Source organism: Aminobacter sp. Y103A, from assembly GCF_030294925.1.
GTDB lineage: Bacteria > Pseudomonadota > Alphaproteobacteria > Rhizobiales > Rhizobiaceae > Aminobacter > Aminobacter ciceronei.
The window spans coordinates 1,974,665-1,999,196 of sequence record NZ_AP017986.1 but is presented as its reverse complement, the minus strand read 5'-3'; the positions used below and the strand labels follow the sequence as shown (position 1 = coordinate 1,999,196).

The 24,532-nt window shown below is 61.3% G+C and carries 26 protein-coding genes; 9 read left to right on the top strand and 17 right to left on the bottom strand.

Annotated elements, in window-relative coordinates; all coding sequences use genetic code 11:
• The first annotated feature begins 103 nt into the window (after positions 1 to 103).
• Both Amn_RS09645 and Amn_RS09640 read left to right on the top strand, forming a co-directional pair.
• Positions 104 to 526: an NUDIX hydrolase gene (locus Amn_RS09645; protein WP_154385066.1), complete on the top strand. Its 423-nt coding sequence runs from the start codon at positions 104 to 106 to the stop codon at positions 524 to 526.
• Between the two features lie 143 nt (positions 527 to 669).
• A complete protein-coding gene (locus Amn_RS09640; RefSeq protein ID WP_371818587.1) occupies positions 670 to 1,047 on the top strand; it encodes a TIGR02301 family protein in 378 nt (125 codons plus the stop codon).
• Positions 1,048 to 1,178: 131 nt separating this feature from the next.
• Here Amn_RS09640 and Amn_RS09635 read toward each other — a convergent pair whose 3' ends face one another.
• The gene (locus Amn_RS09635) at positions 1,179 to 2,282 is read right to left on the bottom strand and encodes a tyrosine-type recombinase/integrase (protein ID WP_286296551.1); all 1,104 of its coding nucleotides are present in this window, start codon (positions 2,280 to 2,282) and stop codon (positions 1,179 to 1,181) included.
• 431 nt (positions 2,283 to 2,713) lie between these two features.
• Positions 2,714 to 2,989: an HNH endonuclease gene (locus tag Amn_RS09630; RefSeq protein WP_286296548.1), complete on the bottom strand. Its 276-nt coding sequence runs from the start codon at positions 2,987 to 2,989 to the stop codon at positions 2,714 to 2,716.
• A 303-nt stretch (positions 2,990 to 3,292) separates the two neighbouring features.
• On the opposite strand from Amn_RS09630, the gene Amn_RS09625 reads away from it, so the two are divergent.
• Positions 3,293 to 3,526: a helix-turn-helix domain-containing protein gene (locus Amn_RS09625; protein WP_286296545.1), complete on the top strand. Its 234-nt coding sequence runs from the start codon at positions 3,293 to 3,295 to the stop codon at positions 3,524 to 3,526.
• Positions 3,527 to 3,848: 322 nt separating this feature from the next.
• A complete protein-coding gene (locus Amn_RS09620) occupies positions 3,849 to 4,076 on the top strand; it encodes a hypothetical protein (RefSeq protein ID WP_286296544.1) in 228 nt (75 codons plus the stop codon).
• 1,021 nt (positions 4,077 to 5,097) lie between these two features.
• Here Amn_RS09620 and Amn_RS09615 read toward each other — a convergent pair.
• The 4 genes from Amn_RS09615 to Amn_RS09600 are packed head-to-tail and all read right to left on the bottom strand — an operon-like array spanning position 5,098 to position 9,320.
• Positions 5,098 to 6,741 carry a hypothetical protein gene (locus Amn_RS09615; protein ID WP_286296542.1) on the bottom strand — a complete coding sequence of 548 codons (1,644 nt, stop codon included), beginning with the start codon at positions 6,739 to 6,741 and terminating at the stop codon, positions 5,098 to 5,100.
• Positions 6,741 to 7,433 (bottom strand): hypothetical protein, encoded by a 693-nt coding sequence (locus Amn_RS09610; protein WP_286296539.1) that lies wholly within the window; start codon positions 7,431 to 7,433, stop codon positions 6,741 to 6,743. The genes Amn_RS09615 and Amn_RS09610 overlap by 1 nt, the downstream gene beginning before the upstream one ends.
• A complete protein-coding gene (locus Amn_RS09605) occupies positions 7,430 to 9,130 on the bottom strand; it encodes a tape measure protein (RefSeq protein ID WP_286296537.1) in 1,701 nt (566 codons plus the stop codon). Before Amn_RS09605 ends, Amn_RS09610 begins: the two co-directional genes overlap by 4 nt.
• Positions 9,117 to 9,320: a hypothetical protein gene (locus tag Amn_RS09600; protein ID WP_286296535.1), complete on the bottom strand. Its 204-nt coding sequence runs from the start codon at positions 9,318 to 9,320 to the stop codon at positions 9,117 to 9,119. The genes Amn_RS09605 and Amn_RS09600 overlap by 14 nt, the downstream gene beginning before the upstream one ends.
• Positions 9,321 to 9,450: 130 nt before the next feature.
• Between Amn_RS09600 and Amn_RS09595 the strand changes: the two genes are divergently transcribed.
• Entirely contained in the window at positions 9,451 to 10,755 is a 1,305-nt protein-coding gene (locus tag Amn_RS09595; protein ID WP_286296533.1) for a hypothetical protein, read from the top strand.
• A 91-nt stretch (positions 10,756 to 10,846) separates the two neighbouring features.
• Here Amn_RS09595 and Amn_RS09590 read toward each other — a convergent pair whose 3' ends face one another.
• The 7 genes from Amn_RS09590 to Amn_RS09560 form a co-directional block, all read right to left on the bottom strand.
• Positions 10,847 to 11,068, bottom strand: a complete 222-nt coding sequence (locus tag Amn_RS09590; protein ID WP_286296530.1) for a S1 domain-containing protein — start codon at positions 11,066 to 11,068, stop codon at positions 10,847 to 10,849.
• Positions 11,068 to 11,571, bottom strand: a complete 504-nt coding sequence (locus Amn_RS09585) for an HK97 family phage prohead protease (RefSeq protein WP_286296527.1) — start codon at positions 11,569 to 11,571, stop codon at positions 11,068 to 11,070. The genes Amn_RS09590 and Amn_RS09585 overlap by 1 nt, the downstream gene beginning before the upstream one ends.
• A gap of 166 nt (positions 11,572 to 11,737) precedes the next feature.
• Positions 11,738 to 12,358: a hypothetical protein gene (locus Amn_RS09580; protein WP_286296525.1), complete on the bottom strand. Its 621-nt coding sequence runs from the start codon at positions 12,356 to 12,358 to the stop codon at positions 11,738 to 11,740.
• Positions 12,359 to 12,361: 3 nt separating this feature from the next.
• Positions 12,362 to 12,889 (bottom strand): hypothetical protein, encoded by a 528-nt coding sequence (locus tag Amn_RS09575; protein WP_286296523.1) that lies wholly within the window; start codon positions 12,887 to 12,889, stop codon positions 12,362 to 12,364.
• A 148-nt stretch (positions 12,890 to 13,037) separates the two neighbouring features.
• Complete coding sequence (locus Amn_RS09570) at positions 13,038 to 14,150, bottom strand: hypothetical protein (RefSeq protein WP_286296521.1); 1,113 nt, start codon at positions 14,148 to 14,150, stop codon at positions 13,038 to 13,040.
• Positions 14,151 to 14,901: 751 nt separating this feature from the next.
• The gene (locus tag Amn_RS09565; RefSeq protein WP_286296518.1) at positions 14,902 to 15,099 is read right to left on the bottom strand and encodes a hypothetical protein; all 198 of its coding nucleotides are present in this window, start codon (positions 15,097 to 15,099) and stop codon (positions 14,902 to 14,904) included.
• Positions 15,100 to 15,277: 178 nt separating this feature from the next.
• Positions 15,278 to 16,687, bottom strand: coding sequence for an AAA family ATPase (locus Amn_RS09560; RefSeq protein WP_286296516.1), 1,410 nt, complete (start codon positions 16,685 to 16,687; stop codon positions 15,278 to 15,280).
• Positions 16,688 to 17,202: 515 nt separating this feature from the next.
• Here Amn_RS09560 and Amn_RS09555 point away from each other — a divergent pair.
• Complete coding sequence (locus Amn_RS09555; protein ID WP_067964147.1) at positions 17,203 to 17,460, top strand: hypothetical protein; 258 nt, start codon at positions 17,203 to 17,205, stop codon at positions 17,458 to 17,460.
• A gap of 209 nt (positions 17,461 to 17,669) precedes the next feature.
• Entirely contained in the window at positions 17,670 to 18,485 is an 816-nt protein-coding gene (locus tag Amn_RS09550) for a hypothetical protein (RefSeq protein ID WP_263007722.1), read from the top strand.
• Between the two features lie 628 nt (positions 18,486 to 19,113).
• Here the strand turns inward: Amn_RS09550 and Amn_RS09545 are convergent.
• Positions 19,114 to 20,445, bottom strand: coding sequence for a dihydroorotase (locus Amn_RS09545; RefSeq protein WP_286296507.1), 1,332 nt, complete (start codon positions 20,443 to 20,445; stop codon positions 19,114 to 19,116).
• Between the two features lie 71 nt (positions 20,446 to 20,516).
• On the opposite strand from Amn_RS09545, the gene ygfZ reads away from it, so the two are divergent.
• Together ygfZ and Amn_RS09535 are read left to right on the top strand one after the other, a co-directional pair.
• Positions 20,517 to 21,371, top strand: coding sequence for a CAF17-like 4Fe-4S cluster assembly/insertion protein YgfZ (gene ygfZ, locus Amn_RS09540; protein WP_286296504.1), 855 nt, complete (start codon positions 20,517 to 20,519; stop codon positions 21,369 to 21,371).
• The gene (locus Amn_RS09535; RefSeq protein WP_286297984.1) at positions 21,368 to 21,988 is read left to right on the top strand and encodes an HD family hydrolase; all 621 of its coding nucleotides are present in this window, start codon (positions 21,368 to 21,370) and stop codon (positions 21,986 to 21,988) included. Before ygfZ ends, Amn_RS09535 begins: the two co-directional genes overlap by 4 nt.
• A gap of 48 nt (positions 21,989 to 22,036) precedes the next feature.
• On the opposite strand, the gene Amn_RS09530 is transcribed toward Amn_RS09535, so the two are convergent.
• The 3 genes from Amn_RS09530 to Amn_RS09520 all read right to left on the bottom strand — a co-directional run bounded on the left by Amn_RS09530 (position 22,037) and on the right by Amn_RS09520 (position 24,460).
• Complete coding sequence (locus Amn_RS09530) at positions 22,037 to 22,663, bottom strand: glutathione S-transferase family protein (RefSeq protein WP_286296503.1); 627 nt, start codon at positions 22,661 to 22,663, stop codon at positions 22,037 to 22,039.
• Positions 22,664 to 22,794: 131 nt separating this feature from the next.
• On the bottom strand, positions 22,795 to 23,979 hold the full coding sequence (locus Amn_RS09525; RefSeq protein ID WP_286296501.1) for a low temperature requirement protein A: 1,185 nt from the start codon (positions 23,977 to 23,979) through the stop codon (positions 22,795 to 22,797).
• A 91-nt stretch (positions 23,980 to 24,070) separates the two neighbouring features.
• Positions 24,071 to 24,460, bottom strand: coding sequence for a DUF4087 domain-containing protein (locus Amn_RS09520; RefSeq protein ID WP_286296499.1), 390 nt, complete (start codon positions 24,458 to 24,460; stop codon positions 24,071 to 24,073).
• Positions 24,461 to 24,532: the final 72 nt, after the last annotated feature.

Here is a 24,532-nt window from a genome sequence, read left to right as displayed (position 1 = left end):
CCGGTTCATCGCCTGAAAGTGGCGATGGATCGCGCCGGCCGCAACCGCTAAAGCGGATAGGATCGGCTGTTCCACAATGGAACGCATTGCCCGAGGTAAAATCATGATCGACGCGACCATCATCCCTGCCGTCTCCGTCGCCGTGCTGCGCGACCGCTCGATCATGCTGGTGCGCCGCGGCCGCGCGCCGTCGAAAGGGCTCTACGCCTTCCCCGGCGGACGTGTCGAAGAAGGCGAGGCGCTGGAAGATGCCGCCCGCCGCGAGCTGATGGAGGAAACGGGCATTGCGGTCGGCGACCTCGTCCGCTTGCGCGAGCTGCTCATCGACAGCCGCAACGACAGCGGCTCGGTCTACCTGCTCACCGTCTTCGGCGCCCGCCACCTCGAAGGCGAACCGGTTGCCGCCGACGATGCCGACGAGGCCGCCTATTTCGACCTCGCCGAGATCGAACGCCTGCCGCTGACCGATTCGACGCTCGAAATCGTGCTCGAACTGCTCGGCGGTGCGGTCGTACTGCCGGCATAGAGCAATTCCAGGAAAACCGTGCAGCGCGCATCCCAAGGATTTCGCAAGTCGAAGATCGAGGGATTCCGCTTTTTGACGAAAAGCGAAAGGGATAGAGGCCTCGGCGGCCTTGCCGGGGACAAATTGTTTCGCCACAAAAGCTTATGATGCGCGCTTCGACCTACATCATGGCTATCACGCTTGCCGCGACGACCGCGTTCGCAGCACCGGTGCGCGCCGTCGAAGCGCCGTTCGAGCCGGGCCTGATGCGCCTTGCCGAGGTTCTCGGCTCGCTGCATTTCCTGCGCAATCTGTGCGGCGAAAAGGGCAGCCAGTGGCGCGGCGAGATGGAAAAGCTGCTGCAGGCCGAGGACCCCTCGCCCGAGCGCCGCGCCCGGTTCATCGCGTCCTTCAACCGGGGCTATCGCTCCTTCGACGGCACCTACACCGCCTGCACGCCGTCGGCGACCGAAGCGATCAGCCGCTACATGAAGGAAGGCGAGGCTTTGAGCCGCGACATCGCCTCCCGCTTCGGTAATTAACAGGCTATTTACTCTCCCGGCATTGCTTGCCGTACACGAACGGGCGATTGTGCTAGGTGTCTTAACGGGACATTACCACAATTTCGACCTAACTACCTGATTTTGTTACATTGTGGTTTTACAAAACATTGCTAGATGGCGCTTTGTTTTTGTTCACTTTCCTCCAGGGTTTGTAAAACCTTCTGGGCGTCATTCTCTGCCAATTTGGCCATGCCGGCACGAGCGCGCAGCCGCTGGTCAGCACCCTTCGAATAGTACTCAACCATCTTCGGCGAGCGGCCGGTGATGGCTTGAATCTGGTCGGTGCTTAGGCCTGCTTCACGCAGCCTCGAATGCGCGTTCTTGCAAAGGCCATGTGGGACTAGGCCGGCCGCTTTGATCGGCTTGAGCGTCTCCCCGCCCAACTCGGCATCCCAGATATCGCGGAGTGTCCCGCTGCTGAATGCGCCGCCCTTGCCGTTGGCGAGCAGCGGCCCGTCAACGCCCTTCAGTTCGGCCTGCAGGGTGGCGTGCAGTGGGATCCACAATTCCTTGCCGGTCTTTTTTTGCCGGACACGGATTTCGTTGTCGGCGATGTCGTCCGTCGTCATGCCACAGACGTCGCTGATGCGCTGGCCGGTGTAGAGCGTGATCAAGGTAAAGCGCTTGAGCAGCGGCGTCGCGGAACCCAACAACAGGTCAACCATCGGTTCGGGCCACTGCTTGTGCTCCCCGAGTTCAAATGTCGGCACGCCCTTCGCGGGGTTGTTCATGGCGTAGTCGCGAAGGCGTCCCCACTCATAGCAGGCGGACAGCGCGCGAACGATCATGTTGGCCGTACCGGGCTTGTCCGCGTATTCGTCACGCAGTGCCAGGACGGCTGATGGCTTTATAGCATCGGGCGGAAACTTGCCGATCGCCATCCGCGAATAGTTCAGGTGCAGCTTGTATGTGTATCGGGTGCTTTCCGAGAGCACCTTTCGCTTCACACCGTCGTCGGGCGGAATGAATTCTGGCGACGCCAGATAAGCGTCTATCATGGCGGCAAGCGTGCCTGTGTAGCCCGGCACCGTACCAGCCAGTTGGCGCAGCTTGTCCCAGAATTCGACCGACTGGTTATCTTGCGGCAATGGAACGCGAGCGCCCTCCCGTGGTGTTCCACGGAAGGGCTGGTAAAAGAAGTAGGTCTTTCCCTTGGCCGTCACGCGATGAACGTGCGGCGGGAGTTCAGCCCCGTGCTTTCTTGGCCGCGCCATGCCTCTTGATGCTCTCCAAGATGTTCGCCTGTATATCTTCGGCGTTGTCGTTATCTGACTTCCTCGGACTGTCCGACTGTGCCGCCCTGCCCTCCCACGCTGCCAGCGTCTTTTCTCGCGGCCACCTGACACTGCCGCCACGCGTCACGCCGACAGGCATCAGTCCTCGAGCGACATAACCACGGAATGTACTTTCTGCCATATCGAGCAGGTAAGCCATCGTAGCCGCGGAACACCAGTCCGGCGGGTAGTACCTAAGATTGTCTGAGCGCATTCATCTCCTCGTGGGGCTAACGGGCCTATAAAAAGCAGCCCGCCGACCATCATCAAGTTTGGCCCAAGCAACTACTCTTCGTGGCACAAAGGTCGGGCCGGTGGTGGCGGTATCCCCAAAAGTGGGGACACCCGGCCCTTCGCCGATTGGTCGTCGGCTAGAATTCATTGCGGATCCAGCTTGCATAGGTGCACCAGTCGACCACGCCGCGGCCGTCGTTACACGCCTTGCACGCAAGAGCTAGATTGTCAGGGTGGTCTTTGCCGCCGTCCGCGCGGCGGCGTAGATGCTCGATGGTAGCAGCGTCGTGGCGTCTGAGATCAGGCGGCCAGTAACTGAGGCGCACGAACTTTTGGCAATAGGCGCATCGCCCGTTCTGCAGCACGAACAGCTGTGCCGCGATGGCGCGCTTCTCGCGGGTGGTCATACCCATGAAGGTACTCGCCGAGCACTGTCCGAACTGGCCGATCGGCGCAGTCGAAGTTGATCGTGTAGACCTCTCGGCCCGCGAACGTATAGTCGCAGGCCGTGACGATTCCATGCATGTCGCCAAGCCTCACAGCCTGGCTGACGGAAAAACGAAAGTGGCTTCGTCTTAATCTGGATGCGGGCATTTTTCTGACGGTCTCCTCTGGTTGCTACATCGCCGCAAAAGCGGTATGTCATTAAAAAACACCAACTGATGCTCAATGTCAACGTAAAATAATGACGTTGCCGTTTTTTAATGAGGAATAGCATGAACCCTGCGCAATGCCGCGCTGCTCGGGCGCTGGTAAACTGGACGCAGCCACGTCTGGCAGACGCCGCGGGCGTGTCACCATCGACTCTTAGGGATTTCGAATCGGGAAAGCGCACCCCGATTGGCAACAATCTGACCGCGATTCGCGGCGCACTTGAGTCGGCTGGGGTGATCTTTCTGGAGAGCGGCCACGTTGCTGCTGGGCCCGGCGTGTCGATCAAGAAGGATTGACATCCCTCCCGCAACCTATCCTCACCGCCGAGGAAGCCGCTGAACGGCTTAGGATTACGAAGCGCGCCGTTATCAAGATGGGCCGCCAGCTAGGCGCGTGCTCTCGGTCCGGTCGATGCTATCTGTTCAGTGAGCAAGATGTGTTGGATATCTGGGAAGCTATGCGGGTGACTCCCAAGGAAGTGCATCCGCCGCCACCTGTGCCACTGTCTGATAGAAGACTTCATCTCTCACTCGTTACCCTGACAGCAAAACGGACAAAGCGCCGCAAGGATTGACCTTCCACCCGCCCGCGCTAGTGTCGCGTGAGCAGGGGGAAATCATGCACGTTGTAGTCGGAGTACTTGGGGTTCTGCAGATCCTTGGCGGGATCCTGGTCTATGCAGTGGCCCGGTCAGCAATCCACGAGATACTTGGCGCCGTGATGTTCGGAATGGGCGTGATGAGCGTTGGCATTGCGCTAGTCGTTGTAGAGCTCATCGACATTCGTAAGAGCGGAAAGCGCCAGGTCGAGATTTTCGATCGCTTAGGGAAGCCGAAGGCGAGCTAGCGCTGCTGCGGCAGGAGCGCCGCGCCGGGCTGGAAGCGATGGAAGAAGCTGGGGAATGACCAACGGCCAAGCCTATCAGACTACCTAGCCTCAGTGCTCAAAACATATCGCGGCTTTTTGCTGAGAGCCGAGAATTTTGTAACGTGAAACCTGGTGCTTTCGTCTTCTTTCCATGCGTCGATGTGTTTTCCTGAAACGGAATACAAATCGCCATTGTACTCATACTCACCTGGAGCGGTCGGCCTTCCCAGTTCGGTGTATCCTATGATCAAAATTGAACTCCTTTGTTCTGTTTCGACAAAGGATCCATCTCATGCAATCTGACACATTGCCTAGCCCCACGACGACAAATTACACACCCGCAAGTCGCCACCAACGGGTTGCCGTCAGTATTGACCTCCACCACCCGTCCACTACGGTGCATCCATGAACTCCTCCCTCCACCCACCGAAGATGTTCGGGCGCCATCGAGGCGCACCGGCTTCTGTCGGAGGTTGGAATGCATCACAAACGAAAGCGGCCGCGCATTGCCGCATGCGGGCTTTGTAAGCCACATAAGACCAACGGGGCGTGCCCGCGGCACAAGGATATGCGCCACGGGAACCGGAGACGATTCGAATCGGGCACCGACCAACTCCGCTGCGAGAGCGTCAAAGCTCCGCCGATGGGCGGAAAGAACTGGTAGGCAGCCCGCCACGCCGTGAACGCAACAAGAACAAAAACTACTTGTGGACAGCGGGCGATTAGCCCGCCACGGGGGCGAAGGATCTGCAACCGGTGATGTAGATTGATTGCTTCTGGATGGGAACCTGCGGTGTCACTGACAATGACTTTCGCCGCAGGCCCCGAGTACCAGTAGGCGCTATACCCGCGTTCGGGGAGTGGTTACCCGCCACTCCCCGTTCGAGGTGGCCAACTAGACTTTGTGCATAAAATTCACAATCCGCAACTGCGACGATTTTAGATCACAACTTTCAGCCTCCCGGCCACTCCATCGCTGGCAGTTCATCCCGCCCCCCCCCTACAGGCTCAGCGGAATGGCGAAGAGATACCAGCGAATGCCGACGAGGGTTTCGCCGTAGATCGGATTCGCCTCGGTGCCGGTCAGCTGGTTGTCTATCTGCAGGCGGTTCGGGTTGCCGCTTGAATGAAAGAACTCAAGCTTGTTGTCGAAGATGCGACAGTTCGTGGAAACACCAGACGGCTTGTTGTTCCAGAATGCACCGCCTGGCCGTGTCGTGTTGAACACACGCAAGATACGGTTAAAAGGCGCGCGGATTCCGCCATTGTTCCATGTGCACATGTACTTCACGAAGGGCATGAAGCCGTCGTTCGTGAAATTGACAGTCTTTTTGTAAAGCCCCAGAAAGCCGTCGCCTGTTTCGGTGAAAGCGCTGGCAGCAAGCCAGCCCTCGTCGACAATGGGGATGTTCGGGTAGCGCGAGTCCAGAATGATGTCGTTCAGGTTCGGCGCGGTATCCGACGACCCCGGCACCTTCAATTGGAAATAGTCGACCGTGCCATCGTTAGCTTGGCGCATCACTTTCGACCCGCCAGTCGTGTTCGGCGAGTCGTCGTCCGCGAAAACGATGTAGCGAATATCGGCCTGCTGATCCCCGGTGTTGTAGAACCGGATCCCGTCTGCCTCGATCACATAGTTGACGTATATCCGGTTGCTGGTGGACGTCCCAGAAGGCAGGTACGGCGGATGGTGAAACTGCGCCTCCGACGGGCGCTTGATGATAAAGTCGACATATGTGCCAACCGTGGTTGGCCGCTTTGTGAAGATTTTCACGTTGGCGCCGGTATTGACCCACGTTTGACCGGATCCGATCACCTTTGCCGGGATGCGGGATTCACTGAAGATGAACGCTTCGTGGCTGGACTCGTTGATGTCGTGGCCTGGATACGCCATGCGCACCTGACTGGTCGAAATCATCAACGACTTCTGCCCTGCGGTAGGCGTGCCCGCATATGTCGGCAGCGGCTCGTTTCCGGCAGGGAGCTCAAGCACCGAAACGAGGCTTCGCTGGGCCTCCCCTGTCACGCGATAGACGGGGCTAAGGTTGGTCTGCCCAGGGTTGGCAAAGTATCCATACAGGCTGAAGGTTCGCCTGTTGATTACATATCCGCCCCACAGATAGAGCTCCGTGTTGTCACGGAACCAACTTGTGTAGGACACCTGCCCTTGCACAAATCCACACGAGGCGCCGGCAAGAGAGTTGGTCGGAATGTAGGTTGCGTTGGCAGCCAGGAATCGCGAATCTGCGATTGTCTGGTCGCGCGCCTCGATGATCGGCGTGTACGAAAATCCCAGCTTTTCTGGGAATATCACGTGAGCCTGCCACCCGTCGGTCCCGCCTGGACCGGTGCTGCTGTCGTCGCGTACCGTCCAGATTTTCTCCAGCGCCGTCGACTCGTTGGTGCCTGACGGCTCGTAGTAGATGGCATCGGTATGGTCAGCGCCGCCACGAGGCCACTTTGTAAGGCTGTAGCTGATCTCCCTGATGTCGTAGACATATGCCATCTTCGTGGCTTGTTCGGAGTTGAAGACGAACTTCTGCCAGTCCGCGTTGGACGTGGTCCAAGGATCATCGGCCTCATCCACCATGATCTTGAACGCAGCGCCCACGCCTGGCTTTTCGCCATAGCGGACGAGTGGCATTAAACGACCACCTCGATGTAGGCATTGGTGGACAGTTCCTTGTTCGGATCAATCTTCTCGCCGATTACATCTGGCCACTCGTGCAACCGTTTGACCGTGCAGCCGCCCGGCGACACGATCGTCAGATCGATATGCCCACCGATCCCGTATTGGTCGGGAAGATCTGGTCGGGTGGGATTTGGTCCTTTCTTTTGGCGCATGGCTTTGAATAGCGGGACGCCTATTTCTCGTAGCGTGCTGCCACTCCCGCGGATCGCTTCGGCCTCGGCGGGCTCCAGGGGCGCACCTCCGCCGAACTCGCGGCCCGCATCGCAAATCACGAAGGGCTCGAACCCCTCCACGCCATAAGCGTTGACGGTCGCGAAGTACAAAATACACGGGCCGCGGGTCTCAGAGACGCCCACGATCACCACCTCGGCCGGTTCGGTAATATCGAAGCGGGTGCTAAGTGTGACGAGCCGCTGAACGCTTTCAATGACATCGTCGAAGGTGCCCAGAGCACTCAGCGCGACTATGGCCTTGGCATACGCATCCACGGCGCCGCCGCCTCGTCCGGTGACAGCCAATGGCAGACGGGGCGATATCCAGACTTTTCGAAGGATGTTCGTGAGCGTACCGTCTTCACGGTACTGCGCTCCGTCCGTGAGCAGTTCGACATGGTCGTCGTGGCAAAGGGCGTAAAACGCACTCATGTTGCATTCCTGAAATTGAGGGAAAATGTGGTACCGAGGATTGCGCCGCCCGAGTTGCCACCGCCGAACAGCATGTCGAGGCCAGAATTCAGAAGCCTGTCCGCTATGTTCGAAAGCGCGCTCGCCAATGCGTCTGCGGCAGATTTGCCGTCCAACATGTCTTGAATAAATCCGCCCATGATGTCCTTGCCGGCCGCGCTGAGTTCTTCTGCTGCCTCACGAGCTTTGTCCTGGCTTTCCGCGAGCTTCGCGCTTTCGACGGAGGCGAGAGCATAGGCGCCGGCGAGCTCGTCGATCTTTGCCCGCAGTTCTGGGGTGATCGCAATTCCAGCGCTTTGGGCTGCCGTTAGCAATTCCTGAACGGCCGATGCCTTCTCGAGCGCCAGTCCATAGTCGCTGATCAGTGGGTTGACGCCGGCCATTGCGACGGTCTCCGCCTGAATGGCGGCCGTGCGCGCTTTGATCTGCTCTACCTCACGGGCGAAGTCGTTTTCGCGGGGGCGGTTGGTCTTGCCGTCTTTGTCGCCAAGAATTGGGTAGTCGCTCAGCGAAATGGGCCGCGTGACGCTGTTCGGCTTATTGACCGTGATCTCGGTTGGCATACGCGGGCTCTTTGGAGTCGAATATTCCGTCCCCGCAAAAGCCCCATCGATGCGCTCTTGGATGCGACCGGGGCCGATGTAAGGGTTGCCACCAACGCTATCGAGACCAGTCGCCGACCCCAAGTCAGCTGCAGCCTGGACGGCAGCGTCGACGGCCTTGCCGACCCAGTCGATGAACGTTCCGATGGGGCCTTCGCCCACTCCGATGAACACGTCGCCAACTTCGCGAATAGCGGCTGACAACGGGCCGGAAAGGAAGTTCGCGAGCAGTTTGCTGGCGTCGGTCGAGTCGTCAAACCGAGTTGCGGTGTCGACGAGCACATTCTGCAATCTGGTAAACCCGCCCGAGATCGTTTCCTCGGCAGTGGTTAGCCGTCCGTCGAGCACAGACGCACCCGCTGCGATACCGTCGAAGAACGCTTTGGACGAGACTTTGCCGTCCTTCACCAGTGCGGTCAGCTTCGCGACTGAGCCGCCTGCCTCTGTGATGCCAGCCGCTGCCGCCTGAAGAACGCCAGGCAGGCCATCGATCAGGGAGTTGTACTCCTCCGCTTGAACCTTGCCGCCACCGAGCGTCTGGCCCAGCTGAAGCAAGGCTCCGGAGGCTTGAGCGGCGTCACCGCCAGACAGTTTGATCGCCTTACCAACATTGTCGACTAGGCCGACGATCTGCGCAGACGATACTCCCAGTTCCTTTTGGGAGAGCGCCACGCGGCTGTACAGCGTTGCCAGGCCTTCGAGCGGGGCTGCGTTCCGCTGAGCGGCTTCGTATAGGGCACTGTAGGTCTTCGTCAGGTCTTCGCCGGTGAGCCCGGTGACTTTCAGCGCATTTGTGATGCGCGTGCTGGTATCGAGCAGCTTCTGCGCCCCTTGAATTGAGAATCCGGCCGCGAGTGCCCCTCCTAGTCCTCGCCCCAACGACGCTCCGGCCTGCTTGCCGATCACATCCAAGTTTCTGTTCAGCTTACGGGCTCGGGCCTCGATCGCACCGAACTGGCGGTTTGACACACCCTGCGCTCGAGCTAGGCCGCGTTCAAATGCCTTGAAGTCGGCCGAAAGCGATACAACGAGCTTCTCCAGGTCAGTCGCGGGCATCGGCGTCCCTCACGGCCGCCCAGGTGGCCAGCAGCGCCTTGGCGTCTGGAAGCCGGCCCTCAGCAGCCGCCCAAGCGGCCAAGGCCTGCGTAATCAATGCATCAGCGACGTCGTCAGCGGGAATGCCGATCTCGAGCAGTTGGCGCGTGAGTGCGTTCGCCGCGGTGGTCGCGGCGTCGAAGTTGTCCATTTTGTCTCCTTAAGATGAAAAGGCCCGCGCGGTGGCGGGCTATTAGGCTGTGGTGTGATGCTAGCAACGACTGGGTGAATTTCTGGCAGCCAGCAATTATATGTTTGGACGGGATAGCGGTGAGGGACGGATGGCGGACTTCATAACGGTCATAAAGAAGACGCTGGATGGCATGGGCGACACCACGCCGGCGATGCGCGCGCGGGTGTATGACAAGGCCCGCAGCACCATCGCGGCCAAGCTCGCCGCGCTCAATCCGCAGCCGCCCGCAGCCGTTGCCGAACGCCAGACCAAATCGCTCGAGGACGCCATCGCGATCGTCGAGGCGGAGTTCAATCAGCCGGTGGTGGAAGACGATCCGCTGGCCGAACTGGAGAACGTCTTCGCTTCGATCGCTCGCAAGCCAGATCAGCAATATCAACCCGTAAGGACAAGAATCGGCCAAGCGCTTCATACCAGGTCACTAGAAGTACAACCGGTTGGTCCCGTCTTCGTTAGTGAGGCAACGTTCGAAGGGAGGGAAACACTAACCGCGAACGGAAGAACGATCAGAAGGAAGCCTCCCGAACCGACGATTACAGAGGGGCCCAACTTTGAGCTCAAAGGAAGCAAGCTTGCCGGCTCGCACAGCTTTCCAAAATCGGATGGAACTCCAGGCCAGGCAAAACTCCATCAGCAATTGCGGAAGGCCGTCGCCGCCGCCGAACCTATGCTGGCCAAGGTGGAGAATAAGTTCCCCGAAATGGTCAGCGCCTATCGGGAATACGCTACGATTATCGACATGGACACCGATGAGGTGGACGTTGTTGCATTGTGGTCCGTTGGTGGTGCGCTACTGAGTTTTGCGGATTCCTATCGCGAGCAAAATCGAGACCGCACACTCGCTGAACCACTTGAGCCTCAAACGGCTGGTGCACTGCAAAGCATTACTCGTTTGCACGGCGCATTTATCATGGGCTTCGATGAGGGTCGCGACCTTGTCCTGAAAGCGGACGAGTTTCTGCTGAACACCGCAGCCATAGAAGCCGTTTCAGAACCAGGCAACGATCTTTTGGAGGTGTTCGCAGGCAACAAGCGCCTCATAGAGTCGCGCACGCTTAAGCAGAACAGACCTGTCCGTGACTATGTTCACGAGTATGGGTGGACTTCCACCCGGGTCGGGTATTCGGCCTACATCATTGTCAGAAATGGCGTTGTCTCCTTGCTAAAGCTTGTTGTTGGGACGGAAATCAACGTCACGACCGTCACGGGAGCCGCGTTGGCCGCCTCGGCAATGAGCGGAGACCCGAACGCCGAATTCATCCGCACCGCCCTGCCGGTCATTCACCAAAATGCAGCAAACATGCTGGCCTTCTTCAATCACTCGCCGGAGTTCAGGGCGTATATTGAGTGGGCTCTGAGCGTCCTGGGCGAAGATAACAAGTCGGACAAGTAGCGGACCCCCATATTTTGAATTGGGGAAATGCGCGCGTTGGAGACCCGCCGGTCCGCAAAAAACGACTTCGGTAGACTTCTTTGGTACCCCCCTACGACCCAAACACCCGGTCGACTTCGGCCATCGCGACCGGATCCACGATGCGCAGGTTTACTGCACGCGGCCGGCCGTGGACCATGTCGACATCATAGCGGATTGTGTTGCCGCGGGTCGGCTGGCCAATGGCATCACGCATCCGAAAGTAGATGGCTGGCTCGCCTTGTATGAACCCGAAGCCCTTCGGCGAAGTCATCAACACTTGGCCGACCGGCATTATCGAATACCCCGCAAACGGTGCGCCGCCTCGGCCTTTGCACGGATACGGCGAGCGGCGTTGTCAGCGTTGCGCAGGCTGGCGGATGTGGCCTCACCGTAGGCACCCCAGAGAACAATCGAGATCTCGTAGAGCCTGGCGCGCGTGATCGTCCGTTTCGGCAGATTCCCGGTGTCTTCCCACTCCTCGATGTCAGCACTGAAGCCGACGGAGACTTGGTTGACGAGGTTACTTCCAACTGCAGCCGTCGCCTCCTTCCCTAATGGCGAGTCAGGATTGGGAGTCAGGCTGTACCAAAGCCCTGCACGAGTAGAGCGAAGCTGAAGGGTCCCGTTGCTGACGCGCCCCAGCGGTCGGCTGGCATCATGCGACCACAGTGCCGCCACATCGGGATATTGCGTCAGCGAGTCATCGAAAGCTCCTGGCGCAAACCGCTCCTCAAAGAGCCCGCTAATGATAGCGGGCTGGTTCCACTGGATCGCGAAGCCGGTGATGTCGCTCATCGCTGGAGATCTTTCAGCCTCCGCTCGCGCTTAGCGATAGCCAAGCGCCGGGCGATTGCCTCTGCCGATTCAGACCGTTCCACGTGACGCTGCTCGCCTGGCAGCTTGACGCTACGCAGGCCTTTGCGACCGCGGGCGTCCGCTTTCTCGTATTCGCGCCGTTCGGTCATTTTCCACCCTTCTCGTAAAGGCCAGCGGCAGCCAAATCTCGCAGAAAGGTTCGAGCTCGCGTGTCCGTCTCGCCGGCCACGCCAAACACCGACCTGAGGCTCATCGGTTGCGGTAGGCGGCCGGTCCATGGCGTGCCGTCCTGCGTCAATTCGTTGGTGATGGCAGTTGCTCGATCGTGAGCCTCTATGGCGACAGCTATTGCACTGGCAAGATCCGTGAGAGCTGCTTCGTACGTTGGGCGTACCTTCTCGACGACAGTGTTTGCGGCCGTGACTTTGGCCTTTTCGATCTCTCGGTCGACTAGCGCCATGGCCGCGTTTACGGCGTCAAGCTCCCCTTGCATCTGATGACGGACGCCCTCTAGATCGACACGAACCCTTGGCGTGATGCCATCGGTGTCGACCAGGTCACTCACGAGTTCCGCAGCGCGGGCCTGGCCTTCTGCCGCAGCAGCTGCCACGGCACTTTTCGGCGCCTTGCCGCGTCGAAGGCGCATCAAATCGTGTTCCAGTTCGCGGGAGCGAGAATCGAGATCAACCTTGCGTGCGGTGAGCGCCGCCAGAGGGGGGTGGGCTTCCTCCATTGTGGGCACCGCGAACTGCTGTTGCTTGGCCATTGACTACTCCTTGGCGAAAAGATCGCGGACGGCATCGACGAATGCGCTGCCGGCGATGGTTGTGGATTTGCGGTGGCCGGACGCGGCCCAATGGGCGGCATTCGCCCCGACCGGGACGAAGCGGCGGATGCCCGATGGCGAGATGAGAGCGATCTCACTCCAAGAGGAGACAATCTCGATCTGGTCGCGGCGCAGCAGGTCAGGATGCTCGCCGTGCAGGGCAATGTCAGCGAAGATGTCGAGGGCCTGGCCGGCAGTGTCGATGCTTGCCGGCGCATTGGCCAAGTCGGCGCCACCTGGCGTTAAAGCGCGATAGGAACGGACGGCCGCGGGGACCAGCCGCAAGGGCGCGTCGACGACGACACCGATCAGAAGATCGATGAAGTGCGTGACATCGAGCGCCGGCGACTTGCCTGGGCCGCCAGATGGCAGCACTGCAGCGTCAGTAAGCGAGCGGGCTACCGCCTTAGCGCGGCCGGGGTCGAAGCCGAGGCGCACAACGGCGTCAACGGCCTCAGTAGTTGAGGGCATTTTGGAGCCTCCTTTTTGGGATTTGACGGTTGGTCTGGGCAAAAAGAAAAGCCCGGCCGAAGCCGGGCTGAGATGGGAGAGCAAAGGGGCAGCCTGTTGGACACCTTTCTTCCCGCTTAATACCGCGGGAGCGATTTTGGGGTTCAACCTATGCGGCGCGACCGAAGTATGCCGCATGGGCTGCGGCTATCTCCCTGCGGCGAGCCTCGACGCGCCGCCCGCATGCTGTCGCCGAATCCGCTAGATCTCGATCGACAAGCCACCACCGATCGCGAAGCTTGTCGATCGCGGTGTACACCAACACCTTTGCCTTCGCGCTGCGGGCCTTATTCCGGTATCCAAGGTGCTCGCCGATCCAGGTCAGGGTCATATGCCCCACCACAGCATCCTCTAAGACGAAGCCAAGGCCGCCTAGCGCCTGCCGCAGTTCTCCCAGTACCGGCCTGCCGTCCATGCACTCGATGATAGCGTCCTCCGGATTACCGTGCTGCAGAGATGCCTGCCAGCGGCCGGTACTTTCCTCGCTGGCGACTAGAGTTCGATGCCCGGCGCTGATGACCAGTTGCTGAACAGAAAGGCGGGTCTCCCTGTAGGAGATGTCACCGCCCGGCACCCGATCTGATGGCCAGCCGGCCTTGTGGGCGCGATTGACGTCGCGAACGCCGTGAAGCGTCAACGACCGCGACGCGACGCTCAGGCCGGTCTCATCGACACTTGAACCTGCGGATCCAGCCTGGACGCCATCGAAGCGCAAGCTACTACCGACCGGTTCGGCACCCGTGACATCAACAAGCGACCGATAGCGCACGACACGGGGAATGTCGTCTTGCCGCCCGTCGCGGCGGAGCGTTTCCAGAAGGGGCCAATTTTCTGGCTCATTGCTGTTCGCGGCATTCCGCTTCCGTGGGTTCCATGCCTTTGGCTCTGGCGGTTCCTTCGCCTCGCCACGCCAGCCTCGATCGTCAGGTAGGCCGGCGTTCGAGCAGGCGACAGACATCGAGACAGACGCGCCGACGCCCAATGTGCTCAGCCATGCACGCGCCGCAGCCTTGTCGGCCGGAATGTCCGCGCGAAGCTCGTCACCCCGGAATGGCTTCTGCTTCTGGCGGCGAGGCACGTCCTCCGGGTCGTCGCACACGAGGCGAAGGTAGTGGTTGTCGTTACTGGCGCGGCGGGACTGCGCCTGGTCGAAGATGCTGACATCTTCGGTGCGGGCCGCAACGCGACCTGCCGCCGGGGCGGAGATTTTCTTGGCTTGCATTTCGGGCGCTCTGTTCCCGAGAAGTGGACCGACCCATGGCCGGCGGCTTGCCTTGGCGGCTTCTAATTGGCGGCTCTGGCCGCGCGCTCAGTACATAAAAGGCGGCAACTTCGATTCCGACAAGGATCGGATGAAAATAATTATTGGTGGACCGTCTCGCGCGCGCTTGCGCGTACGCGCGAGGCAAAAATCTGTATTTGCACTACTGCGAAGGGAGGGCGCCGGTCCGGCCTACGGCGGCCCGAAGGATGCGACCTAGCCCTACATATAGTACACACAATGGAATAAGCCTGTGAATTGCGGGGGTTCGTGTCGATATTTAGTTTTCCCGTTTTGTTCCAACTTCCTTTTTTGCTATAACTGCGGCCATCGGATCCGCCGATGAAAGGAGGTGATGTGAGATGGCAAAGGGATCTAAGATTGGTCGCAACGCGGGGAACGGGCAGTTCACCACGGTTAAGACCGCAACGAACCACCCGAAGACGCATATCGTAGAGACGATCAAGCGTAAGTAGTACTGGAGCCGGGCGGATAGTTTCCAGACCGCCGCCCGGCTTCCCCTTCTGACAAGGTAAGCCGCCTTGGTCAAATCAACTCGCGTTTCGACGCTCCCGCGCCTCCCCTCTGTCCTCAGTTTTCTGATTGTCATTCCCCGCCGTTGGCGGCTTGCGATCAGTCAGGCGGTAGAATTCCTCCCAGGTGATGCGCCGGCCGCGGTGTGCCCGGTTGGTGTCTGACGGTGCGGTGGTGGTCATGCAGCCACCGTCGGCGGAGCCTCGTCGGCATAGTCGACCAGTTCAGCAACAATTCCATGCGGGCCGCGGTGCAGGACTACAAGCTTCGGGTCCAGCGAAGACGGGCTCGTGGCAATGCCGACAACCGTCACCTGCTTGCCGGTAGAGGGATGCAGGGCTTTGATTTGGGTCTGAAGTGCGATCACGTTTGACATTCTTAGGTTCTCTCCTCGTATCGACGGGGTTGGGTGCTAAAAAAATCTGCGGCACCTCTTTGCGGCACCTTGAATTTCTTACACACAGCATGCGTGCGGCACTTATCCCCCTAGGGATTAAGGTGCCGCGCCGCAGTGTTTTGCGGCACCTGCGGCACCTCTTTGCGGCACCGCATTTTCAAAGTGCCGCAACTGGTTTTATGTGCGGTTTTAGGTGGCGATAGGCGTCCTGAATTTCGACGATTTCCAACTCGCCAGCATCGACCCAGGCAGCCAGCATGGCCTTGATCTGGTCGCGATCGACCTTCACGTCGAGGCCAAAGAGTTCGGCAACCAGCTTGCCAGCCCAGTTCCCGGCTTGGACAGATTCCTTATAGTCGGAGGCGGCAAGCCGCACCTTCAGCCCGGCCAGAAGCTCCGCGGGGACGTCGGCAATGATCGACATGCGAGCTTCTGCCTGCCGCTCGGCAAGCACGTCAGAACTGGGCCAGCGCCATGGCTCGACAACACCTATTTCGTCGCCGGTCTTCACGAGCCCCCTGCCGTTGCCCAGAGACACGGAAACGAACCGTCGCCATAGACTGTGGCCGCTCGCAACCATGTTCACCTTGCCGAAGTCGACGCGGAAGTATCCGCGCGGATCGTCGACGCCAGCCTTGGCGGCTTCAGCCGGTGTCATGACGTTGAATACGCGCATCGAGCGCACCTTGTCCTTAAACGCACCGCCCCCGCGCGCACTGTCTGCAGTGACCTCGCCTTGGTTTTTCGCAACGTGGTGCACGAGTTCGACCCCGCAGTTGGCCTCGTCGGCAACCCGCACCCATGCCGCGGCAACGCGCTGCATGGCCGAGTTGTCGTTTTCCTGCGCCTCATGCGTGGACACAAACGGGTCGACCATGACGACGTCGATTTCACGCCGTTTGATCTCGCTAATCATCTCCGCAACGAATGGCTCGACAACCTTGATATCTCGCCCCTCGGTGCGCGCGATGACGAACTCTTGGTCGCGGCCGGAATCGGTGAACAAGCGCCCGCCGATCTGATCCTCGGTGACGCTGAAGTGCTTCGCCGCAGCGTGGAAGCGACGGTCGATCTCATCGACGGGATCTTCCGCATTGATCCACCACACCCGCAGCGGCTTGGTCAGCGGGCCGTCTGGGTCGAGCAACGGGCGGCCCGTCACCATCGCCAAAGCCTCACTGATGGAGTGTGCGGTCTTGCCACCGCCGCCAGGTCCGACAGACGCCGTGGCGTACTTGCGGATGTAGTGCCGCCCGAAAAGCCACTGCCGCTCCGGCAGGCCAGCCGGGTCGCGGAGGGTAAATGGCGTAGCGCCAATTGGCTTCTTGGCTGCTGGTGGCGCTAGCTTGCCGTGGGTGCCCTCGGAATGCTGATTGTCATTCGCAGCCGCTCTGCGCGCCTCTATACGGTCGCGGGCTCTGTCGGAGGGGCCATCGAGCGGATGGCGCTTCATCACTGCCTTAATAGTTTCGCCTGGCGGCAGGGGGAGCTTCGGACGGCCTTCGCAGATGCGTCTAAGGTTGGACCATGAAAAATCGTCGTCGCCCTCAGGCTGCGGCTGCGGCATTCGCATCAATCCCCAAGATATTCAGCGTCATATCGATAATTCGGTGGCGCACGTCGGGCGCCATGCTGATAATTTGCGAGCTGCTTCGTGATGGCGGCCCGTAGACTAGGATTCGTCCATCGGGCGCTCTGATCAGCGTGCAGTCATAGACAACGAGCCCGTCCAAGGGTTCGAAGTTGAATCGTGCGATCGTCGTGAATCCCCGATCGGACCTATCCTGACGGACGGGTCGCGCGTCTCGTATTCGCAATGGTTACTCTCCGATTGAATTGTTCGTTAAGATTTCCACAAGCTGTTAACTCAAATTTGAGCATTCGCTATCGGGCCTGCTGTTAAGCTAGTATTGTCAACGTGGAATGGCGCAGTGGTTTGTAAAACTCTAAGCAAATTGTAAAACGCAGTCGAAATTCTGACGCAATTACAATAACTTAGTGAAAGCAACCATAACGGGACATTAAAGGGATAGCTCAAGTTGATCCGAATCATCGGGTCGCTGGGCAGGGTGAAAGACCGCAATGGAACAAAGCGTAAGCGACATCGACGCCCTGGTTCGGGAAGAAAAGCGCCTGACCGCTGTCGAGAGCCACAATGAGGCGTGGGCCGAAGGCCTGTCCGCCGGCATCGAGCCCGAGATCATCGCCGAAGCAGCCCTTGCCACGGCTTTTGCCGAGATCGTCGCCGCCAATGGCGAGCCTGCAGCACTCGCCATGCTCGATCGCATGCGCGCCAGGGTGGAAGCCGGTGACTTCGAGCCGGTGCGCCTGCGGCATTGAGCGCCGCCCCACTTCTTTGACTAGCCGACACGGTTTCGGCATCATGCTGGCACATTGAGGGCGTAACCACGCATTGTCGGAACATGATTCCGGGCGGGGTCATGCGATTGAAAGCGTTGCAGCGTCGGCCCGAGAGGGGGCAAACGCTCGGGAATACCGGAGCCAGGGATTTGATGCGGCCAAAGACTGAAACTGCGCCCCGCGGCGCAATGCGACTTGCCGTTCTCGGCCTCGCCGCCTCGCTCGTCCTGCCGCTCCATGCCTCGACGGCTTTTGCGCTTTCCGAAATCAAGCGCGAGGAAATCCCCGCCCCCGTCATGCCGCCCAAGCCGGCCGCCGACCAGGATGCCGTGCCCGAAAAGTCGGTGCCGATGCCCGACCCGATCCAGACGCCGGCGACCACGGCACCTCAAGGGACCGAAGCACCTGCAGGCACCGAAGTACCGTCCGGTTCCGAGCAACCGGCCGACGACCAGCCGGCCGAACCGGATGCCACGCCCACCGAACCGGGCGGCGCCACCGGTCCCGCCGCCCCCAATCTCGATCCGGAAGGCCCGTTGCCCGAAATCGTCTACGACCTCAGCCGCCTGCCCGAGCCGGTGGCGCGGATGCGCAGCCTCTTGGTCGAAGCCGCCAAGACCGGCGACATCGAAAAGCTGCGGCCGCTGGTCGGCCAGGGCGAAGCGATGCCGCAATTGTCGTTCGGCGACATCGAGGGCGATCCGATCGCCTTCATCAAGGGGCTATCAGGCGACGGCGAAGGCCAGGAAATCCTCGCCATCATGGAAGAGGTGCTGAACGCCGGCTACGTCCATTTGGGCGAAGGCACCGACGAGGACCTCTATGTCTGGCCCTATTTCTTCGGCATCCCGCTCGACAAGCTCGATCCGCGCCAGAAGGTCGAGCTGTTCAAGATCGTCACCGCCGGCGACTACGAAGACATGAAGCAATATGGCGCCTACGTCTTCTATCGCCTCGGCATCACCCCGGAAGGCCGCTGGGCGTTTTTCGTCGCGGGTGATTGAGGTTTTTCCTTCGCCCCGTTTGCGGGGAGAAGGTGGCCCGAAGGGCCGGATGAGAGGCAGCGGTGACGGCCCGTGATTGCGCGGGTGCCCGATTGTCGACTCGGGCGACCTGTTCAGGCTTTGCGCCAACAGGCCTTCGCACACAGCTGATCAACTGCGTTCGCGCGCGCAAACAAGTGCTCTTTCTTCTGCCCTCTCCACATTCCTCACCGTCACGGCATGGATCCTAGGGTCTACGCGACGGAGCTGCGCTCCTGCTCCGCCCTAGGATGACGAAGGCATGGGGGCTCGCGGCCAATCTCCGAGGCTCGCGCTTGGCAGACTTCAAGTGCTTGGCGCGGTGTGAAGCTGGGAGTGGCCGCTCTCGGCAAGCCAAGACCACATATGCCTGAGGCTCCCACCCCTTCGTCATCCTAGGGCGGAGCAGGAGCGAAGCGACGCGAAGACCCTTGGATCCATGCCGTGACATTACCGCCGGGCGCAAGCGGTGCAGAACGTAGGCTCTTACCACGCTCCTCACCCCTCACGGGCATGGATCCTCGGGTCAAGCCTCTGGGATGACGAAGCGGAGGGGGGCGCTCGCGGCAAAACCCGCAGTCCGACCTCCCCGCAACCGCGGAGCAGAAACCTACTTCACCACGGCTTCCGAAAACTCCACCGCCCTGCCCTGCGACGGCGTGGCGATCTCGGCTTCCCACATGACGCGGATGCCGCGGACGATGGTGCCGACCGGCCAGCCGGTGACCTTTTTGCCGTCATAAGGCGTCCAGCCCGCCTTGGAGCCGGCCTGGGCGTTGGTGATGGTCACCTCGCGCTTCATGTCGACGACGGTGAAGTCGGCGTCGTAGCCGGCGGCGATGCGGCCCTTGCGGGCCATGCCGAAGATGCGGTTGGGGCCGTGGCTCGCAAGGTCCACGAAGCGCTCCAGCGTCAGCCGGCCCGCATTGACGTGGTCGAGCATGATCGGCACCAGCGTCTGCACGCCGGTCATGCCCGAGGGCGAGGCCGGATAAGGCTTGGCCTTCTCAGTCAGCGTGTGCGGCGCGTGGTCGGAGCCGAGCACGTCGACGATACCTTGCGAAATACCGTGCCAGATGCCGTCGCGGTGGCGTGCAGCACGCACCGGCGGGTTCATCTGCAGCAGCGTGCCGAGACGGGCGTAGTCGTCCGCGCTCATGGTCAGATGATGCGGGGTCGCCTCGCAGGTGGCGACGTCCTTGTGCTGTTCGAGGAAGGTGATTTCCTCCGCCGTCGAGATGTGCAGCACGTGGATGCGGGCGCGCTCTTGCCGGGCGATGCGCACCAGCCGCTCGGTGCACTGAAGTGCTGCGATCTCGTCGCGCCAGATCGGGTGCGAGGACGGGTCGTTTTCGACGCGCAGGTTCTGGCGCTCGCGCAGGCGGAACTCGTCTTCCGAGTGGAAGGCGGCACGGCGGCGGGTGTTGCGCAGGATCGAAGCGACACCCTCATCGTCCTCGACCAGAAGGTCGCCGGTCGACGAGCCCATGAACACCTTGATGCCGGCAGCACCCGGCAGACGCTCCAGTTCGGCGACGTCGCCGGCGTTGTCGCGGGTGCCGCCGACCCAGAAGGCGAAGTCGCAATGCATGCGCGCGGTCGCCCGGCTGACCTTGTCGGCCAGCGTCGCTTCGCTCGTCGTCAACGGGTTGGTGTTGGGCATCTCGAAAACAGTGGTGACGCCGCCGAGAACGGCCGCGCGCGAACCACTCTCCAGGTCTTCCTTGTGCTCCAGCCCCGGCTCGCGGAAATGCACCTGGCTGTCGACGACGCCGGGCAGGATGTGCAGGCCGGTGCAATCGATGGTCTCGCCGGCCGAAGCGCGGCCGAGATCGCCGATGGCGGCGATCCTGCCATTGGTGACGCCGACGTCGCGAACGCCGCTGCCGTCATGATTGACGACCGTGCCGCCCTTGAGGATGAGATCGAAGGTGGTAGCCATGTCGCGCGTGCCCTTGTCTGGGAATTGCCTGCGGCTTACGTAATGGCTCTCCGAAATGCAAGATCAGGTCCATGCCGACAGCCATCCTCGCCGACCGCGCCATCATCGATGTTTCCGGCCCCGATGCCGAGCATTTTCTGCAGAACATCCTGACGCTCGACCTGGATGCGCTTGGCCGCAACGAGGCCAAACCCGGCGCGCTGCTCGCCCCGCAAGGCAAGATCATGTTCGATTTCCTGGTCTCGCGCAGCACAGACAATGCGCTCAGGCTGGAATGCCGGGCCGACATTGCGGATGATTTCGTCCGCCGCCTGATGCTCTACCGGCTGCGCGCCAAGGCCGATATTTCCAAGCAGGATCAGCCAATTGTCGCGATTACGTGGCAAGATGATTCAGCTGCCTCGCAGACTGATTCAACTGTCCGCGACAGCCGCTTTCAGCAGCCCGTGTTTCGCCATTATGGCGCGGCGCCCGCAACCAACACCACCGAGGCCGACTGGCACACATTCCGCATCGACAATGGCGTCGCCGAAAGCGGCGCCGACTATGCGCTGGCGGATGCCTTCCCGCATGACGTGCTGCTCGACCAGATGGGCGGGGTCGGGTTCAGGAAGGGTTGTTTCATCGGCCAGGAGGTCGTGTCGCGCATGCAACATCGCGGCACCGCCCGCCGCCGCGTGCTGCTGGTCTCGGCGACAACAGCCCTGCCGGCGCCGGGCACCGAGATCAAGGCCGACGGCAAGGTTCTGGGCGCGCTCGGTTCGGTCGACGGCTCGAACGGCCTCGCCATCGCCCGTATCGACAGGGTCAAGGCAGCGCTCGACGCCGGCAGCGCGATCACCGCCGGCGACGTCACCGTGGCGCTCGCCATTCCCGCCTGGGCCAGCTTCACCTATCCCGAAACCGCCGGCGCGGAAGACGCCTGATGGCCGACCGTCCCGGCGCCCCGCCGCGCGCCTGGCAGCGCATGCTGTCGGGCCGCCGCCTCGACCTGCTCGACCCCTCGCCGCTCGACGTCGAAATATCAGACATCGCCCACGGCCTGGCGCGTGTCGCGCGCTGGAACGGCCAGACCTCGGGCGACCATGCCTTCTCGGTGGCGCAGCACTCGCTTCTTGTCGAGCAGATCTTCCGCCGGATCGTGCCGGATGCCGCACCCGAGGCGCTGCTGGCCGCGCTGCTGCATGACGGGCCAGAATATGTCATCGGCGACATGATCTCGCCGTTCAAGTCGGTCGTCGGCGGCGGCTACAAGTCTTGCGAGGAGCGGCTGCAGCACGCCATCCATCTGCGTGTCGGCCTGCCGGCCGAGATCGGCCAGGGCCTAAAGAAGGACATCAAGCGCGCCGACCAGATATCGGCCTATTTCGAGGCGACAGTGCTTGCCGGCTTTTCGGTCACCGAGGCGACCGAGTTCTTCGGCCGCCCGCGCGGCATCACCGCCGACGGGCTCGAGCTAACGCCGCAGCCGGCAAAACGTGTGCAGGAGGCCTTCCTCAAGCGCTTTGCCGCGATCGAGAAACTGCGCGCTTTCACGGCGTGAACGCGAAAAACCGCCCGTCTGTTTCCGGGCAGGCTCTGCCGAAAATCCTCAGGCCGGCGGGATGAACTCCTGGCTGATCTCCTTGAACACCGCCGTTGCCTCCAGCCGTGCTGCATCGGCGGCAAGGGCGGGGAATTCGGCCATGTCGAGCAGGCCCTGATGGGCGTCGTTGATGAAGCGCAGCACACAGACAACGGCAATGTCGGCGTGGCCGATATGGTCGCCGAACCAGTAGGCGCTGCCGCGCTTGGCACGCTCGGCCTCCAGCACCGCCAGCACCGAGGCGATCTGCGTGCGGCAGCGTTCGACCCAGACCTCCGAGACATGGGTGTGCAGCCGCTTCTCGTAGAACAGGCTGACCGCCTTCTCGCCGACGCCGGTGGCGAGCGTCGCTATCTTCAGCGCCTGGTGCCGGGCCGGCTCGGCCACCGGGAACATCGCCGCGCCTGAAGGCGCAAGGTGGTCGAGATAATCGAGCATCATGTGGCTGTCGATCAGCACCTCGCCATCGTCGAGCACCAGCGTCGGCACCCGGGTCAGCGGGTTGTAGGCACGGATCTTTTCGGCGTCGCCGAAGGCCGACCAGGTCTCATGCCGGAACGGGATGCCGTAGAGCCTGAGAGCGATGCCGACGCGGCGGACGAAAGGGCTGTCATACTGGCCGATGAGGATCATGTCGTAACGTCCCGGAGCGAAACCTCGGGGGATAGTACACGAGGCAGAGTGCCGTTCCAGAAGCCTGGCCACGCCGGTTCTTCGTCCAGAGCTCCGGTTCGTCGTCCAGAGCTCCAGTTCTTCGTCCAGAGCTAATGCGCGTGATGTCTGGCCGGCTGCCCCCTGAGTTCGAGCACTGCAACCAGCACCATCACGACAGTGGTCGCCGCCCCGATCGCCAGCGGCGACAGGTGGCCGGCAAAGGGCACCATGGCCGCAAGGATGGCGATGCCGATGATGTGCGACAGCGGCGCGCGGCCGACGACGTAGAATTTGAACAGCAGGTTGCCGGCGAGATAGAGCGCCGAGCCGCCGATCGCCGTCCAGATCAGCGCCGGCTCGGCATGGCCGAGCGGATGGGCAAGCACCAGCTCGTCCGAAACCGCCACGACGATGATGCCGGCGACCAGGATGACCGGGATGTAGGTGTAGGCTACACGGGCGATCTGGCCGGTGTCTGAGGCCGAGGCGATCTTGTGGTGGGCGAGTTCCTGCCCGACGTTGAAATAGACCAGCCACATCGCCACCGAGGCGAAGAAGGTGGTCAGGAATGCCGCCAGATTGACCCAGTTCAGTTCGAGCTCGGCAAAGGTCACGCCGGAGACCAGGATCGATTCGCCGAGCGCGATGATGATGAACAGTGCCGAGCGCTCGGCCATGTGGCCGCCCTCGATGTTCCAGCCCGTCGTCGACGAGGCGCCATGCCAGGGGGTCCAGAAGCCGAGCGCCGGCGACACCAGTTCGATCAGCAGGGCCACCGCCCACAGCGCGAAACGGTTCTCGGGCTCGGCCAGTCCGCCTGATATCCAGAACACACCCGACAATGTGAGCCAAAGTCCGATGCGGACGAAGTTGAGGTAGTTGTCGCGGTTGTGGTTCTTCAGCGCCCAGATCACGAACAGGGTGCGCCCGACCTGCATGACGACATAAGCGAGCGCGAATTGCAGGCCACGACCCTCGAACGCTTCGGGGATTGAGGTCGACAGCATCAGCCCGGCCAGCATCAGGGCAAACAACATGCCGCGCACCGGCGCCTTGCGCGGGTCGAGCCAGTTGGTCACCCAGGCGGTGTAGTTCCACACCCACCAGACGGCGACCAGCATCAGCAGTCCCTCGAGCGCGCCTGCCACCGACAGATGCTTGAGCAGGAAATGCGACAGCTGCGTCACCGCAAAGACAAAGACGAGGTCGAAAAACAGCTCGACGAACTCGACCCTGGCGCTCTCGCCCTGCTGCCGCTTGCGCTGGTAGTCGTTGCTTGCACCGCTCAATGCCATGCCTGTTTCCCCTGATGTTCAATCATCGATAGCCTTGCGGCATTCCGTTCGGTCCGGGCCCATGCGCGGGCTGACCGGACGGCCTTGCCACTCAATCCGGCGGCATCGGCAAGGATTTGTCGGCCCGGCACCTGGCGAGCGGCAGGATGTCACCGGCAAAGACCTTTCTGATGCGCTGGTTGCCGGCATCGGTCTCGACGGTCATGCAGGCGCAGCCATAACCATAACCGGATCCCGGCACATTGGTCTCGACGAACTGCCTGGGATTGAAGTCAGGCGCCTTGTCGGCACCGGCCGCGTCGGGTCCGTCGGCCTCGCCCTGCGATGTGATCGTCCAGCTCGCATCCTTGTCGATGAGCCAGAGATTGCCCGGCGTCGGGTTGGCGTACCAGCCGCAGCGGCGCTCGGCCGCCGATGCATCACCCAGCGACGCAACGACGAGTGCTCCAACCGCAAGAGCAAGAGAGAGAATCCGCCGCATGCACGCCTCCAATGCATCGGCAGGAAAACAAGCCGCCCGGTCATTTGCAAGCGGCATTTGCAAGTCTCGATT

Bases quoted from the DNA above. Each gene is read 5' to 3' on its own strand.
- Amn_RS09550 (WP_263007722.1), top strand. From the start codon at position 17,670: ATGCGACTTGCCGTTCTCGGCCTCGCCGCCTCGCTCGTCCTGCCGCTC.
- ygfZ (WP_286296504.1), top strand. From the start codon at position 20,517: ATGCCGACAGCCATCCTCGCCGACCGCGCCATCATCGATGTTTCCGGC.
- Amn_RS09575 (WP_286296523.1), bottom strand. From the start codon at position 12,889: ATGCCCTCAACTACTGAGGCCGTTGACGCCGTTGTGCGCCTCGGCTTC.
- Amn_RS09530 (WP_286296503.1), bottom strand. From the start codon at position 22,663: ATGATCCTCATCGGCCAGTATGACAGCCCTTTCGTCCGCCGCGTCGGC.
- Amn_RS09520 (WP_286296499.1), bottom strand. From the start codon at position 24,460: ATGCGGCGGATTCTCTCTCTTGCTCTTGCGGTTGGAGCACTCGTCGTT.
- Amn_RS09635 (WP_286296551.1), bottom strand. From the start codon at position 2,282: ATGGCGCGGCCAAGAAAGCACGGGGCTGAACTCCCGCCGCACGTTCAT.
- Amn_RS09605 (WP_286296537.1), bottom strand. From the start codon at position 9,130: ATGCCCGCGACTGACCTGGAGAAGCTCGTTGTATCGCTTTCGGCCGAC.
- Amn_RS09620 (WP_286296544.1), top strand. From the start codon at position 3,849: ATGCACGTTGTAGTCGGAGTACTTGGGGTTCTGCAGATCCTTGGCGGG.
- Amn_RS09600 (WP_286296535.1), bottom strand. From the start codon at position 9,320: ATGGACAACTTCGACGCCGCGACCACCGCGGCGAACGCACTCACGCGC.
- Amn_RS09595 (WP_286296533.1), top strand. From the start codon at position 9,451: ATGGCGGACTTCATAACGGTCATAAAGAAGACGCTGGATGGCATGGGC.
- Amn_RS09640 (WP_371818587.1), top strand. From the start codon at position 670: ATGATGCGCGCTTCGACCTACATCATGGCTATCACGCTTGCCGCGACG.
- Amn_RS09585 (WP_286296527.1), bottom strand. From the start codon at position 11,571: ATGAGCGACATCACCGGCTTCGCGATCCAGTGGAACCAGCCCGCTATC.
- Amn_RS09555 (WP_067964147.1), top strand. From the start codon at position 17,203: ATGGAACAAAGCGTAAGCGACATCGACGCCCTGGTTCGGGAAGAAAAG.
- Amn_RS09610 (WP_286296539.1), bottom strand. From the start codon at position 7,433: ATGAGTGCGTTTTACGCCCTTTGCCACGACGACCATGTCGAACTGCTC.
- Amn_RS09560 (WP_286296516.1), bottom strand. From the start codon at position 16,687: ATGCCGCAGCCGCAGCCTGAGGGCGACGACGATTTTTCATGGTCCAAC.
- Amn_RS09630 (WP_286296548.1), bottom strand. From the start codon at position 2,989: ATGGGTATGACCACCCGCGAGAAGCGCGCCATCGCGGCACAGCTGTTC.
- Amn_RS09570 (WP_286296521.1), bottom strand. From the start codon at position 14,150: ATGCAAGCCAAGAAAATCTCCGCCCCGGCGGCAGGTCGCGTTGCGGCC.
- Amn_RS09580 (WP_286296525.1), bottom strand. From the start codon at position 12,358: ATGGCCAAGCAACAGCAGTTCGCGGTGCCCACAATGGAGGAAGCCCAC.
- Amn_RS09625 (WP_286296545.1), top strand. From the start codon at position 3,293: ATGAACCCTGCGCAATGCCGCGCTGCTCGGGCGCTGGTAAACTGGACG.
- Amn_RS09615 (WP_286296542.1), bottom strand. From the start codon at position 6,741: ATGCCACTCGTCCGCTATGGCGAAAAGCCAGGCGTGGGCGCTGCGTTC.
- Amn_RS09590 (WP_286296530.1), bottom strand. From the start codon at position 11,068: ATGCCGGTCGGCCAAGTGTTGATGACTTCGCCGAAGGGCTTCGGGTTC.
- Amn_RS09545 (WP_286296507.1), bottom strand. From the start codon at position 20,445: ATGGCTACCACCTTCGATCTCATCCTCAAGGGCGGCACGGTCGTCAAT.
- Amn_RS09645 (WP_154385066.1), top strand. From the start codon at position 104: ATGATCGACGCGACCATCATCCCTGCCGTCTCCGTCGCCGTGCTGCGC.
- Amn_RS09565 (WP_286296518.1), bottom strand. From the start codon at position 15,099: ATGTCAAACGTGATCGCACTTCAGACCCAAATCAAAGCCCTGCATCCC.
- Amn_RS09525 (WP_286296501.1), bottom strand. From the start codon at position 23,979: ATGGCATTGAGCGGTGCAAGCAACGACTACCAGCGCAAGCGGCAGCAG.